Here is a 12,994-nt window from a genome sequence, read left to right as displayed (position 1 = left end):
CCGCCGCTCGGCGGGCGCCGGCCGCACGACGAACTTGACAGACACCACCGCTCCTCCGCATCGTCGCCCCCACGCGGGTTGCCGGAGGACCATCGCACAGGGGTGAACGACATTGACCGACCGACGGGTGACCATGAGCGACGTCGCTCGGCAGGCGGGGGTCTCGCAGACCACCGCCTCCTTCGTGCTGTCCGGGCGCACCGACATGCGGATCTCCGAAGCGGCCCAGGCGAGGGTGAAGGAGGCGGCCGCGGCGCTGGGCTACCGGCCGAACGTGACGGCGCGGAGCCTGCGCACCCGGGTCACCCGGACGATCGGGTTCGTCTCCGACGCCATCACCACCACGCCCTTCGCCGGTGAGGTGATCCGCGGCGCGCTGGAGGTGGCCCGGGCGCACGACCACCTGCTGTTCATCGTCGAGAGCGAGGGCTCGGCCGACACGGAGACGGCACTGGTCAACGCCCTGGTGGACCGGCAGGTCGACGCGGTGGTCCTGGCGTCCATGTACACCAGGTACATCACGCCGCCCAAGGACCTGCACGGCCGGCGGGTGGTGCTGCTGAACTGCCTGGCCCCGGGGTTCGATGCGCCTTCGGTGATCCCCGACGAGGTCGAGGCCGGGCGGGCGGCCGGGCGGGTGCTGCTGGCCGCCGGGCACCGGAACGGGGTCTGGGCGATCGGCGGCCACCAGGCGATCCCGGCGACCCCGGAGGGGACGTTCGCCGGCAATGAGCGGATGCGCGGACTGCAGGAGGTGCTTCGGCAGGAGCGGGTGGTGCTGGACGGGGTCGTCGAGTGCGAGTGGAACGCCGAGGACGGCTACCGGGAGACCCGGGCGCTGCTGGCGGCCGGGCGGCGGCCGCGGGCCCTGGTGTGTTCGACCGACCGGCTCTCCTTCGGCGCCTACCAGGCGCTCGCGGAAGCGGGGCTCACGGTCCCCGGGGACGTGTCGGTCGTCTCGTTCGACGACCAGGACATCGCGTCGTGGCTGCGTCCGGCGTTGACGACGCTGGCGCTGCCGCACTACGAGATGGGCCGCACCGCGATGGAGCTGCTGCTCGGCGGGGAGCCGCTGGGCAGCGCGGTGCACCGGATCCCGATGCCGCTGCGGGAGCGCGGTTCGGTGGCCGCCCCCAGGCGGTGACGTGCACGACGGCGGCGCCCCCGACCCGGAAAAGGGTCGGGGGCGCCGCCGTCGTCATGTGTTCAGTGCGCGGGCGCGGCCAGGGCCGCGGAGTGCTCGAGCGGGGCCGTCCGGCTGCCGGCAACGAGGTTCCACGCCTCCACTGCGAGGTGCACCGGGCCGAGGGTGTGCAGGCGCCAGGGCGGGGTGCCGGTGGGGTAGCAGCGCACGGTGAGCGCCTCGCCGGTGGCGAGGTAGACCTCCACGATGGAGCCGTCGACGACGACGCGCAGATCGACCGCGCTGCCGGGGTCGGTGCCCTCGGGCAGGGGCAGCCGGTAGCGGCCGGGCCGGGCCCGGGGGTCGAGGGAGGCGTGGTCGCGGTCGACGACGAGTTCGCCCGCGGCCGGGTCGAGCGTGATGTCGAGGTGCTCGCCGGGGGCGGTGCTCAGGCGCAGTCCGCCGGGCTCCCGGGTGCTGGGGCGCAGGCGGGCGGTGAGGTCGAAGGCGGGGCCGACTTCTCCGAGGTCGAGCCCTTCCGGTGCGGCCGTCTGTTCGGGGAGGTGGATGGTGCGGGGGCCGCGCAGCTTGAGGATCTCCCGGGCGGGCTGCTGGTGGACCCGGCCGTCGGGGGTGAGGGTGACCTCGCGCGGGAGGGTCAGGGTGCCGGCCCAGCCGGCCTCGTCGCTCCAGGCGGCGTCGCGGGCCTCCCAGGACCATCCCCACAGCAGCCAGCGGCCGTCGGGGGCTGGCAGCAGGGCGGGGGCGTAGAAGTCGGGGCCGTGGTCGAGCCGGTGGTGCGCGGTGGGGGTGAAGGCGCCGTCGTCCTCGCTGCCGACGTAGACCCGGACGTCGCGCGGGCCGCCGACCGCGTCCCAGAGACTGACCACCAGGGCGCCTTGTTCGCCGAAGGAGGCGTACTGGGGGCACTCCCAGCCGGTCCAGCCGCCCGTCCCGGGAGCGTGGCCGTCGTCGTCGGTGAGGAACGGGCCGCGGTGGTGCCAGTGTTCGAGGTCGGCGGACTCGTACAGGAACGCGGCTCCCCGGTCGCCCTCGACGCTGGCGCCGACGAGCATCCGCCACCGGTCGCCCTCGCGCCAGACGTAGGGGTCGCGGTACATGGTGGCGCCGTCGGGGGGCGTCGGTATCAGCAGGTCGGGCCGCTTGGTCCAGGTGAGTCCGCCGTCGCGGGACTCGGCGGAGGTGACGGGCTGCCACCAGCGGTCGTTGCGGTGCGCGGAGTAGAAGGCCACCATGCGGGAGCCGTCGGAGACGGCGTTGCCGGAGTAGCAGCCGTCGGCGTCGTAGCCGCCCGGTGTCGGGGTCAGGGCGATCGGCTGGGGTTCCCAGTTGACGAGGTCGGGGCTGCGGTAGTGCCCCCAGTGGACCTGGGTGTGGACGGGCGCGTGCGGGTTGTACTGGAAGAAGACGTGGTAGTGGCCGTCGTGGAAGGCCAGGCCGTTGGGGTCGTTGATCCAGTTCCTGGGCGGCCTGAGGTGGACGGCGGGCAGGTGCGGGTCGGCGGGCGAGGTGGACAAGGGCGTCCTTCGAATGGGTGCGAACGGCGCCGGCGGGCGCCTGGGCGCGGCGTTCGGTCGGTGGCGGAGGGCTGGTCAGCCCTTCACGCCGCTGGAGGCGATGCTGTTGATGAAGGACCGTTGGAAGGCCAGGAACAGGGCCAGCACGGGCACGGTGATCATGGTGGAGTACGCCATGATCTGGCCCCAGGAGACGTTCAGCTGGAAGAAGTACTGGATGCCGACCATGACGGGCCGCAGGTTCTCGTCCTGGACGACCATGAGGGGCCACAGGTAGGAGTTCCACATGGGCAGGAAGGTGAGGATGGCGACGGTGGCGACGGCGGGCCCGGACAGCGGCATGACGATGCGCCGGTAGATGCCGAACCAGCTCGCGCCGTCCATCCGGGCGGCTTCGTCGAGTTCCTTGGGGATGCTCTGGAAGTACTGGTGGAACAGGAAGATGGAGAAGGCGTTGGCGACGAACGGCAGGATCTGCACCCGGTAGGTGTCGAGCCAGCCCTCGGTGAACGCGAGCTGGAAGCCGTGCAGTTCGAGCCAGGGCAGCTTGTTCACCCACCACACCAGCGGCAGGGCGAAGGTCTCGAACGGCACGATCAGGGTCGCGATGATGAGCACCAGCAGCAGCCGGCGCCCGGGCCAGCGCATCCGGGACAGGGCGAAGGCCGCGAGGCTGTTGACGGCGATGCCCAGGACCACGGTGACGGCCGAGATGACGATCGAGTTGAGCAGGAAGCGGCCGGCCGGCACCCGGTCGAAGACCGCTGTGTAGTTGTCCAGCGACAGCTGCCCGACGGGCAGGAACGCCTTGATGCTGCCGAGGTCGGCGAAGATCTGCTGGTCCGGCTTGAACGACGAGATCAGCATGAAGACGATGGGGAAGACGAAGCCCAGGGCGAGCACGGTGCGCAGCAGGTGCCCGGGGGCGCGGCGCAGGGTCCGCCGCAGGGGGCCGGGGGCCGGGGTGGGTGTGGTCGCCATGTCAGTCCTTCTCCCGGGTGAGGAAGCGCTGGATGAGGGAGACGGCCAGCACGAGCACGAAGAACACCAGGGAGATCGCCGAGGCGTAGGCGGTCTGCTGCTGCGTGTAGCCGGCGTGGACGGCCTGGTAGACGACGGTGGTGGTGGAGTCCAGCGGGCCGCCCTGGGTCATGACGTTGACCTGGGTGAACAGGCGCAGCGCGTCGATGGTGATGGTGATCAGGATGAAGGTGCGGGTGGCGCGCAGGCCGGGCCAGGTCACGTGCCGGAAGCGGGCCCAGCGGTCGGCGCCGTCGATGGCGGCGGCCTCGTGCAGGTCGGCGGGGATGGTCTGCAGGCCGGAGAGCCAGATGACCATGTGGAAGCCGACGCCCTGCCAGACGGACATGAAGATGATCGCGGGCAGTGCGGTGGAGGGGTCGTTCAACCAGTCAGGCCCTTGGACGTGCCCGAGCGTGAAGGTGTCGATGAGGTGATTGATGAGGCCGGTCTTCTGGTACAGGAACATCCACACCAGGGAGATCACCACCATCGAGGTGACGACCGGCACGAAGTAGACGGTGCGGAAGAAGTTGGTGCCGCCGACCTTCGTGTTGACCAGCAGTGCCAGGCACAGGGCGAGTCCCGCCTGTACGGGGACCACCACGGCGGCGAAGAGCGCGGTGTTGAACAGGGAGCGGAAGAAGACCGGGTCCTGGAAGAGCAGGGTGAAGTTGCGCAGGCCCACGAAGTGGGCCGGGGTCGGGGAGATCAGCCGGGCGCTGGTGAAGGCCAGGGCGAACGCCAGGACGACCGGGATGACGAAGAAGACCAGCAGCAGCAGGACCGCGGGGCTGACCATGCCGAGGGCGGTGAGGCGTTCGCGGCGGCGGGCCGCGGTGCGCGGGCCGCGGCCCGGGGGCCGGGTGCCGGCGCGTGGGAGGAGGGTGGTCACGGGGACTCCGGACGGGAAAAGGGGGCTCCGGTGGAGCGGGGAAGGCGGCTCCACCGGAGGAGTGCGGGGCGGTGCCGTCAGTTGGCGTAGTAGTTGTTGCTCTTCAGGTTCGAGTCGATCTGGTCCGCGGCCTGGGAGAGCGTCTTCTTCGGGTCGGCACCGGCCAGGATGTCCTTGGCGGTCTTCTCGAAGACGGAGGAGATGTACGGGTAGGCGGGCGTGACGGGCCGCACCACGGCGAACTTGCGGGCTTCCTGGGTGAAGATCTCGTAGGGGCCGCCGGGCTGGTAGCCGGGGATCTGCGCGGAGGCGGCGGCGGTGGCGGGTATGGTGCCGGTGGCCTTGGCGAAGTCCACGAAGTACTGGTTCTTGCGGGAGAACTTCAGGTACTCCTGGGCGCCGGCCTTGTTGCTGCAGGTGGCGCTCATGCCCCACTGCCAGGACGCGCCGCCGATCTTGGGGCCCTGCCCGAGGTCGACGGGCGGCAGGATCGCCAGGTCGTCGCCGAGCTTCTCGGCGTTCTTCGCCGCGTCCCAGCTGCCGTCCCACTCGATGGCGGACTTGCCGTTGAGGAAGTCGTCGTTGGGGCTGGTCCCGCCCTTCTGTGCCATGTACCCGTTGGTGACCAGGGAGCGGAACCAGGTGGCCCAGGCGACGGCCTCGGGGCCGTCGAGGACGCCCTTGGCGCTCTTGTAGTCGGAGCGGTCGATGAGGTCGCCGCCGAAGCTCTGCAGCTGCGGGGAGTAGGCGTAGGGCCACCACTCGCCGCTGCCGCCGGTGCCCATCTCCAGGGGGTGCTCGAACTTTCCGCCCGCCTTGAGGGCGGCAAGGGCGGCGGTGAACTCGTCCGAGGTCCAGGGCTTGTCGATGGTGGGGATGCGGATGTCGTGCGCCTGCAGCACCGACTTGCGGGCGAACATCGTCAGCGCGACGTCGTAGTGGCCGAAGGCGTAGAGCTTGTCGTTGTAGGTGCCGACGGTGCTCGGCAGCTGGTCGGCGATCGCGGTCTCGCTGCCGCTCATGTCCAGGGGTGCCAGGTAGCCGCCCCAGGCCCAGTTGGGGACGTTGGGCCCGTCGGCGTCGAGGATGCACGGCAGCTTCTTGGCGGAGGCCGCGGCGACCACGGCGTCGTTGTAGGAGCCCTGCGGGAACGCCTGGATCTTGACCTTGTACTTGCCCTGGCTGGCGTTGAAGTCGTCGACGATCTGCTGGACGACCTTGTACTCGGCGGCGTTTCCGGCGTTGTGCGTCCACAGGGTCAGGGTGTCGCCTTCCGCGCCGGAGCCGGATCCGCTGCTCCCGGAGCAGCCGGCGAGCACGGTGGCCGCGGTGACGATGGCTACACTGGTGGCCGCGAGGCGCTTGACCTTCGATCTCATGGTTTCTCCATTTTCATGGGGCGGGTCCTGGAAGGGCCTCGCCTGGCGACCGGTGTCGACGGTCGCCGTGGTGGTGTTGCTTCACCGCCTCGGGGTCAGAGCCGGGGCGGTGGGGCGACCGAGTCGCGGGAGACCAGCGGGCAGTGCAGCACTTCCTGGCTGCGCGGGCCGCCTGCGGGCTCCGGTGCGTCGATCACGGCTTGGAGTTGTGCGATGGCCCGCACGCCCATCTCGTAGTGCGGCAGGGCGACGGTGCTCAGCGCGGGGAAGAGGTTCTCGCTGATGAGTTCCTGGTTGTCGAAGCCGATCACCGACAGGTCGCCGGGGATGGCGAGTCCGAGTTCGGCGGCGGCCCGGTAGGCGCCCATGGCCATGCGGTCGTTGAAGCAGAACAGCGCGGTGGGCCGCTGCGCGGTGTCGAGCAGGCGGTGCGCGGCCCGGTAGCCGCCCTGGGCGTCGGAGCGGTCGGCGGACACCAGTGCGGCGTCGAAGCCGATGCCGGCTTCGGCGAGTGCGCCGCGGTAGCCGGCCAGCCTCCCCGAGGTGGCCGGGATGTCGTCGGAGTTGGTGACGAACCCGATCCTCCGGTGGCCGTGCGCCAGCAGCTCCCGGGTGGCCGTGCGGCCGCCCTGCTCCTCGTCGGGGACGACCGAGGGGAAGGCCGGGTCGTCGGACCGGGCGTCCAGCAGGACGGTGGGCACCGAGCGCAGCTGCTCGGGCACCTCCACCATCCGGTGGTACATCGAGGCGTACAGGATCCCGTCGACCCGGTGCTGCAGCAGCAGGTCGATCTCCTTCCGCTCCAGCTCGCGGTCGTTGCCGGTGTTCAGCATGAGCAGCAGCAGCCCGCGCTCGGCGGCGGCCTCCTGGGCGCCCTTGATGATCTGCCCGGCGTGCGGCGTAGTGGCGATCTCGTCGCTGAGGAACCCCACGGTGTAGGAGCGGCTCAGCCGCAGCCCGCGGGCCAGGTTGTTCGGGAGGTATCCCAGGCGTTCCGCGGCCTCCAGGACCAGCTGCCTGGTGTCGGGGTTGATCCGCTTGCCCTCGACCGCGTTGAGGATGTGGGAGACGGTCGTCGCGGACACTCCGGCGGCGGCCGCCACATCCTTGATTCCAACGCGCTTCATCATACCTGCCAAAACGTTTGGGCTACGTGGTGCGACGACGATCGCCGCATCCGGCGCCTGCTGTCAAGGGACCGTTACGCACTCGTGTCGGCACGGTGTCCGAGCCGGTGACCTGCGGACCTGCACCCAGCAGGCCCATCCTCGGAACCGCCCCGACCATCTGCGGGGACGCCCGGCCGGAGCGGCGGCGCACCGCCGTGCCCTGCTCGCGCCGCGCGCCCCTGGCCGAGGGGAGTTCGATGATCCGGCAGCCGTGGCGGGTGAGGGCCTCGACGACTCGGCGCGCGGTGGCGTCGTCGAGGCCGAAGACCCACGGGCCGGGGATGAGCACGACGTCGATGGCCCCCGAGGCGACGCCGGCCATCAGGTCCGCCAGGCGCGGCGGCATCTGGCGCGAGGAGATCCCGTTGTCGATGTAGACGTACGGGGAGAGCCCGAGCACGAGCGCCTGCGCCTCCAGCGTGCGGCGCAAGGTCTCCACGGCCCAGTCGTCGCGCGGGTAGCAGCGCAGGTAGACGGCGCTGGTCGGCGGCCGGGCCACTGTGGGTTCCATGGTTGCTCCTTGGCTGCGGTGCGCGAGTGGGATGCCGTGTTCGCCCGTTTGGGCCTTCACGCCGCGACGATGCCGACCATTGGACCGGCCGGCGTTCGCCGCGCCCGGCCGGTATCGGCCTCAAGACCTGTCGGCCTGCCGCCGACGGGCTGCCAAAACGATTTGGCATCTGTCATTCAGACTGTTCCCAAACGCCGGACGTGTCAACAGTGCGTGACGTTTTCGTGTCCTCCTCACCGAGAGTGCGCATACCGGCGGTCGCGGACGGCGGCGGTCGCGGCGCCCGCCCCGTGCGGACCCTCACCGCGGGGGCGGGCGCCTCCCGGAGCGATCGTGGACGGCTCGCTCCAGCCTGTTGGGCGGCTTGGCGCCGCTCAGTTCGCGGGGTTCAGGAACGTGAGGACGGAGGCGTCCTCCTCGATCATCGGCACCAGCCGGGCGTTGAACGGAGCACCGTGCGGGGCGGCGAGGTGCGCGGCGAAGGCGGTCTCGTCCAGGTACTCCTCGAAGATCCAGTAGGCGCGGGGTTCGGACGCCCTGGTGTAGACGTCGAAGGCGAGGTTGCCGGGTTCGGCGCGGACCAGCAGGGCGAAGTCCGCGACCAGGGCGGCGACCTGCTCCTCGCAGCCGGGCTTGGCGGTGAACTCGGCCAGCAGGGTCTTCTTCATGGCTGTCGCTTTCGGTGGGTGGGGGACGTGGTCACTGGGCGGCGGCGGAAACGGATTCCAGCTGGTGGGCCCAGGGCGGGTTCGGTCCGGCGACCGAGCAGGTGAACGCGGCGACGCGCGCCGCGTACTGGCAGGCGTCGGCCACCTCGTCAACCGTCAACTGCTCCAGGCGTCCGCCCAGGCGCCCGGCCAGGGAGAGCCGGTGGAGCAGGCCGGCGGTGAACGAGTCGCCGGCGCCGATGGTGTCCACGACCTCGATCCGCGGCGCGGGGACGAGGACCCGGACGCCGTCGAGCGAGGCGAGCGCGCCGCGGCTGCCCAGGGTGATCACCACCAGCCTGACCCCGGCGAGGTGCCAGGCGTCGCAGGCGCGCTCCGGGGTGACGCCGGGCATCAGCAGCTCCAGGTCGTCGGAGCTCAGGCGCAGGATGTCGGCGAGCGCGCACCAGCGCGGCAGCCGGGCCCGGTAGACGGCCGGATCGACCAGCAGGGGGCGGACGTTGGGGTCGATCGAGACGGTCGCGCCGTCGCGGGCGCGCAGCAGCGCCTCCTCGATCCGCTCGTCGCCGGGGGCGCGGACCAGGGCGAGCGAGCCGGTGTGCAGGCATGCCGCGTCCTCGGGGCGGGCGGCGGCGAGTTCGGCGCCGGTCCACTGCCAGTCGGCGGTGGCCTCGGCGTGGAAGGAGTATTGGGCCTGACCGTGCGCATCGAAGGTGGCGATGGCCAGGGTGCTGGGCTCGGGGGCGGCGACCGTGCCGGAGAGGTCGACGCCGGAGGCGGCCAGGTGGGCGCGGAAGAGCGCGCCGAAGGCGTCGGTGGAGATCCGGCCGAGGAAGCGGGTGGGGGTTCCGAGCCGGGCCAGGGCCACGGCGGTGTTGGCCGGTCCGCCGCCCGGCAGGACGCGCAGGGCGAGCTCGCCCGGGCGGGGCTGGAGGGCGTCGGCGAAGGCGTCGGCGACGCACTCCCCGAGGACGGCGATCGGGCGCTGGGCCATCGTTGCGCCTTTCGGATTCTAGGAAGAACAGGGGCGAACCGGACGCTCGAAGGTCCGGCGGATCGGCCGGGCGGCTCCCCGCCGGACGGCTCGGTGATTGCGGCCGCGTTACCCAGTCGTTACGCGGGAAGGGCTTGTGGCCCGGGTTGCGCAGACTTCATCATCACTTCCAAGCCGATGTCAACGATGATATAAGTCAACGATGACATTCCCGATGCAGCTGATTCCCGCCCTGTCCACTCGGGCCGCACCCCCAGGAGCCACCCATGTCCCTCGCCTCTCGCACCACCTTGACCAGAACCGCGGCCGTCGTGCTGGCCGGCGGCCTGGCACTCACGCTGACCGCGTGCGGCTCCGGCTCGAAGGGCTCCGGGGACGCCGGTTCCTCCGGCGGTGCGGTCAAGGTCGGCCTGATCACCAAGACCGACACCAACCCGTTCTTCGTGAAGATGAAGGAGGGCGCGCAGAAGGCCGCCAAGGAGAACAACGTCACGCTGAGCACCGCGGCGGGCAAGTTCGACGGCGACAACGCGGGCCAGATCGCGGCGATCGAGAACATGGTGGCCGCCGGGGTCAAGGGCATCCTGATCACCCCGAGCGACTCGAAGGCGATCCTGCCCGCCATCAAGAAGGCCCGGGACAAGGGCGTCGTGGTGATCGCCCTCGACAGCCCGACCGACCCCACCGACGGCACCGACGCGCTGTTCGCCACCAACAACGAGAAGGCCGGCCAGCTGATCGGCCAGTACGCCAAGGCCGCGATGGCGGGCAAGAGCGCCAAGATCGCCACCCTGGACCTCGCGCCGGGCGTCGCCGTCGGGCAGCTGCGCCACGACGGGTTCCTGGAGGGCTTCGGCATCGCGGAGGGCGACCCGTCGGTGGTCTGCTCGCAGGACACCGGCGGCGACCAGGCCAAGGGCCAGACCGCGATGGAGAACTGCCTGCAGAAGGCGCCCGACATCAACGTCGTCTACACCATCAACGAGCCCGCCGCGCTGGGCGCCTACACCGCGCTGAAGGCCAAGGGCCGGGAGAAGGACGTGCTGATCGTCTCGGTCGACGGCGGCTGCACCGGCACCCAGGCCGTCAAGGACGGGAAGATCGCCGCGACCTCCCAGCAGTACCCGCTGGTGATGGCCTCGGAAGGTGTCAAGGCCGTCGCCGAGTACGCCAAGTCCGGTGTGAAGCCCATCGGTTACACCGACACCGGCGTCAACCTGGTCACCGACAAGCCGCAGGCCGGCGTCGAGGCCAAGGACACCGCCTACGGCCTGGAGAACTGCTGGGGCTGAGCCGCGCCCCGCTGAACCAGCGGTCCGGGCCGGATCTCCTGCCCCGACCCGGCCCGGACCGCTCCCACCTGTCGCGACGTCGCATGCCCGGCGCTCCCGATCCGCTTCACCGGCAAGGACTTCTCATGACCACATCCACCGTCCCGTACGGAAACCTGACCGGGCCCACGAGGCTGCGGCGGCTGGCGACGGCCCCGATCGCGGGCCCGCTGGCCGCGCTCGTGCTGGCCTGCGCGTTCTTCTCCCTGATGACGGACCAGTTCCTGTCCGGCGGGAACTTCTCCCTGATCATCCAGCAGGTGATGGTGGTCGGTGCGCTGGCCGTGGGACAGACGCTGATCATCCTCACCGCCGGGATCGACCTGTCCTGCGGCGCGGTGATGGCGTTCGGCTCGATCATGATGGCGAAGATGGCCGCCGAGGGCACCGTCCCGCCGCTGGTGGCCATCGTGCTGGGCCTGGCGGTGTGCGCGGGCTTCGGCCTGCTCAACGGCCTGCTGGTGAAGCTGATCCCGCTGCCGCCGTTCATCGTGACGCTCGGCATGCTGAACGTGGCCTTCGCACTCACCCACATCTACTCGAACGAACAGACCGTCAGCGACCTGCCCCGCGCGCTGACCTTCCTCGGCGAAACGTTCCCGCTCGGCGACACCGACGTCACCTACGGCTCGCTGCTCGCCCTGGCGCTGTTCGGCCTGTTCGCCTACCTGCTGAGCAGCACCTCCTGGGGCCGCCACGTCTACGCCCTGGGCAACAGCCCCGAGGCCGCCCGGCTCAACGGCATCCGCACCGGCCGCCTCACCATCGGCCTGTACGCGATCGCCGGGCTGGTCTACGGCGTCGCCGCGCTGCTGCTGATCTCCCGCACCGGCGTCGGCGACCCGCAGGCCGGGCAGACCGACAACCTCGACAGCATCACCGCCGTCGTCCTGGGCGGCACCAGCCTGTTCGGCGGCCGCGGCAGCGTGCTGGGCTCGCTGATCGGCGCACTGATCGTCGGCGTGTTCCGCAACGGCCTGCAGCTGATGGGCGTCGCCTCCATCTACCAGACCCTGATCACCGGCGTCCTGGTCATCCTCGCCGTGACCGTCGACCAGATCTCCCGGAAGAGGATCCGCTGATGAGCACCACCACCGTCACCCCCGTGATCCAGGCCCGGGGCCTGGTCAAGCGCTACGGCCACGTCACGGCCATCGACGGCGCCGACTTCGACCTGCTGCCCGGCGAGGTGCTGGCCGTCATCGGCGACAACGGCGCCGGCAAGTCCAGCCTGATCAAGGCGCTCACCGGCGCCGTCACCCCCGACGAGGGCGAGATCCGCCTGAACGGCGAGGTGATCCGCTTCAACGGGCCGCAGGACGCCCGCTCCCACGGCATCGAGACCGTGTACCAGGACCTCGCGGTGGCGGCCTCGATGGACATCGCCTCCAACATGTTCCTCGGCCGCGAACTGCTCCGGCCCGGCCCGCTCGGCAGCGTCCTGCGGATGGTGGACAAGAAGCGGATGCGCGAGGAGGCCGCCGCGCACATGGCCGACCTGAAGATCGGCCTGCGTTCGCTCACCCAGCCGGTGGAGACCCTCTCCGGCGGCCAGCGCCAGGCCGTGGCGGTGGCCCGCGCGGTCGCCTGGGCCCGCAGTGTCGTGGTGATGGACGAGCCCACCGCGGCCCTGGGCGTCAAGGAGTCCGGGCAGGTTCTCGACCTGATCCGCCGGGTCCGCGACAAGGGGCTGCCGGTCATCCTGATCAGCCACAACATGCCGCACGTCTTCGAGATCGCCGACCGCATCCACGTCCACCGGATGGGACGGCGCGAGGCCCTGATCAAGCCGTCCGACTACTCCATGTCCGAGGTGGTGGCGATCATGACCGGTGCGCTCACCGTCAACCGGGACGGCGGCGGTACTGTCGTGGCGGACGAAGCCGCCGCGAAGGCGGCCGGCGTCCGCCCGAACTGACCAGACCGGGCCCCGCCGCGGCGGGGCCCGGACCCGACGAAGCCGGAACGGTGGACCATGGCCGCGCCCCGTCGCACGACGCTCGCCGACGTCGCCCAGGAGGTCGGCGTGAGCGCCAAGACCGTCTCCCGGGTGCTCAACGGCGACGGGCCGACCTCACGGGAGACCCGGGAGAAGGTCATGGCGGCGGTCGAGAGGCTCGGCTTCCAGCCGAACCTGATGGCCCGCAACACCCGCACCGGCGGCCCGGACAGCACCGTCGGCCTGATCATCCCCGACATGGGCAACCCGTTCTTCGGCTCCGTCGCGGGAGGGATCGAGAGCGCGGTGCGCGAACGCGGACTGACCCTGCTGATGGGCTCCTGCGCCGACGACCCCGCCCGCGAACGCGCCCTGATCGACACCTTCCTGGCCCGCCGGGTCAGCGCCCTGATGGTGGTGCCCACCG

At 71.0% G+C, this 12,994-nt stretch carries 13 protein-coding genes; 5 read left to right on the top strand and 8 right to left on the bottom strand.

Annotated features, from left to right (window positions below):
- The first annotated feature begins 133 nt into the window (after positions 1-133).
- Positions 134-1,144: a LacI family DNA-binding transcriptional regulator gene (locus ABD345_RS27015; RefSeq protein ID WP_344555530.1), complete on the top strand. Its 1,011-nt coding sequence runs from the start codon at positions 134-136 to the stop codon at positions 1,142-1,144.
- Between the two features lie 62 nt (positions 1,145-1,206).
- Here ABD345_RS27015 and ABD345_RS27010 read toward each other — a convergent pair whose 3' ends face one another.
- The 8 genes from ABD345_RS27010 to ABD345_RS26975 all read right to left on the bottom strand — a co-directional run bounded on the left by ABD345_RS27010 (position 1,207) and on the right by ABD345_RS26975 (position 9,297).
- On the bottom strand, positions 1,207-2,661 hold the full coding sequence (locus ABD345_RS27010; RefSeq protein WP_344555528.1) for a glycoside hydrolase family 32 protein: 1,455 nt from the start codon (positions 2,659-2,661) through the stop codon (positions 1,207-1,209).
- 75 nt (positions 2,662-2,736) lie between these two features.
- Entirely contained in the window at positions 2,737-3,642 is a 906-nt protein-coding gene (locus ABD345_RS27005; protein WP_344555526.1) for a carbohydrate ABC transporter permease, read from the bottom strand.
- Position 3,643: 1 nt separating this feature from the next.
- Positions 3,644-4,576 (bottom strand): carbohydrate ABC transporter permease, encoded by a 933-nt coding sequence (locus tag ABD345_RS27000; protein ID WP_344555524.1) that lies wholly within the window; start codon positions 4,574-4,576, stop codon positions 3,644-3,646.
- Positions 4,577-4,653: 77 nt separating this feature from the next.
- Entirely contained in the window at positions 4,654-5,955 is a 1,302-nt protein-coding gene (locus ABD345_RS26995) for an extracellular solute-binding protein (RefSeq protein ID WP_344555522.1), read from the bottom strand.
- 95 nt (positions 5,956-6,050) lie between these two features.
- On the bottom strand, positions 6,051-7,082 hold the full coding sequence (locus ABD345_RS26990; protein ID WP_344555520.1) for a LacI family DNA-binding transcriptional regulator: 1,032 nt from the start codon (positions 7,080-7,082) through the stop codon (positions 6,051-6,053).
- 22 nt (positions 7,083-7,104) lie between these two features.
- Positions 7,105-7,635 (bottom strand): hypothetical protein, encoded by a 531-nt coding sequence (locus ABD345_RS26985; protein WP_344555518.1) that lies wholly within the window; start codon positions 7,633-7,635, stop codon positions 7,105-7,107.
- A gap of 374 nt (positions 7,636-8,009) precedes the next feature.
- Positions 8,010-8,303: a putative quinol monooxygenase gene (locus ABD345_RS26980; RefSeq protein WP_344555514.1), complete on the bottom strand. Its 294-nt coding sequence runs from the start codon at positions 8,301-8,303 to the stop codon at positions 8,010-8,012.
- Between the two features lie 31 nt (positions 8,304-8,334).
- Positions 8,335-9,297 carry a carbohydrate kinase family protein gene (locus ABD345_RS26975; protein WP_344555512.1) on the bottom strand — a complete coding sequence of 321 codons (963 nt, stop codon included), beginning with the start codon at positions 9,295-9,297 and terminating at the stop codon, positions 8,335-8,337.
- Positions 9,298-9,563: 266 nt separating this feature from the next.
- Here ABD345_RS26975 and ABD345_RS26970 point away from each other — a divergent pair, with 266 nt between their 5' ends.
- The 4 genes from ABD345_RS26970 to ABD345_RS26955 all read left to right on the top strand — a co-directional run.
- A complete protein-coding gene (locus ABD345_RS26970) occupies positions 9,564-10,589 on the top strand; it encodes a sugar ABC transporter substrate-binding protein (protein ID WP_344555511.1) in 1,026 nt (341 codons plus the stop codon).
- 125 nt (positions 10,590-10,714) lie between these two features.
- Positions 10,715-11,710: an ABC transporter permease gene (locus ABD345_RS26965; protein ID WP_344555510.1), complete on the top strand. Its 996-nt coding sequence runs from the start codon at positions 10,715-10,717 to the stop codon at positions 11,708-11,710.
- The gene (locus tag ABD345_RS26960) at positions 11,710-12,546 is read left to right on the top strand and encodes an ATP-binding cassette domain-containing protein (protein ID WP_344555509.1); all 837 of its coding nucleotides are present in this window, start codon (positions 11,710-11,712) and stop codon (positions 12,544-12,546) included. The genes ABD345_RS26965 and ABD345_RS26960 overlap by 1 nt, the downstream gene beginning before the upstream one ends.
- A 57-nt stretch (positions 12,547-12,603) precedes the next feature.
- A partial coding sequence (locus ABD345_RS26955; protein ID WP_344555508.1) for a LacI family DNA-binding transcriptional regulator occupies positions 12,604-12,994 on the top strand: 391 nt, incomplete at its 3' end.

The sequence above is a fragment of the Kitasatospora saccharophila genome (assembly GCF_039529925.1).
Classification (GTDB): Bacteria; Actinomycetota; Actinomycetes; order Streptomycetales; family Streptomycetaceae; genus Kitasatospora; species Kitasatospora saccharophila.
Note: the sequence above shows the minus strand (reverse complement) of the source record. Positions and strands in the feature narration are given on the sequence as shown.

Coding starts and splice junctions, on each gene's coding strand:
- ABD345_RS26970 (WP_344555511.1), top strand. CDS start 9,564: ATGTCCCTCGCCTCTCGCACCACCTTGACCAGAACCGCGGCCGTCGTG.
- ABD345_RS27005 (WP_344555526.1), bottom strand. CDS start 3,642: ATGGCGACCACACCCACCCCGGCCCCCGGCCCCCTGCGGCGGACCCTG.
- ABD345_RS26980 (WP_344555514.1), bottom strand. CDS start 8,303: ATGAAGAAGACCCTGCTGGCCGAGTTCACCGCCAAGCCCGGCTGCGAG.
- ABD345_RS26995 (WP_344555522.1), bottom strand. CDS start 5,955: ATGAGATCGAAGGTCAAGCGCCTCGCGGCCACCAGTGTAGCCATCGTC.
- ABD345_RS26975 (WP_344555512.1), bottom strand. CDS start 9,297: ATGGCCCAGCGCCCGATCGCCGTCCTCGGGGAGTGCGTCGCCGACGCC.
- ABD345_RS26965 (WP_344555510.1), top strand. CDS start 10,715: ATGACCACATCCACCGTCCCGTACGGAAACCTGACCGGGCCCACGAGG.
- ABD345_RS27015 (WP_344555530.1), top strand. CDS start 134: ATGAGCGACGTCGCTCGGCAGGCGGGGGTCTCGCAGACCACCGCCTCC.
- ABD345_RS26985 (WP_344555518.1), bottom strand. CDS start 7,635: ATGGAACCCACAGTGGCCCGGCCGCCGACCAGCGCCGTCTACCTGCGC.
- ABD345_RS26990 (WP_344555520.1), bottom strand. CDS start 7,082: ATGAAGCGCGTTGGAATCAAGGATGTGGCGGCCGCCGCCGGAGTGTCC.
- ABD345_RS26960 (WP_344555509.1), top strand. CDS start 11,710: ATGAGCACCACCACCGTCACCCCCGTGATCCAGGCCCGGGGCCTGGTC.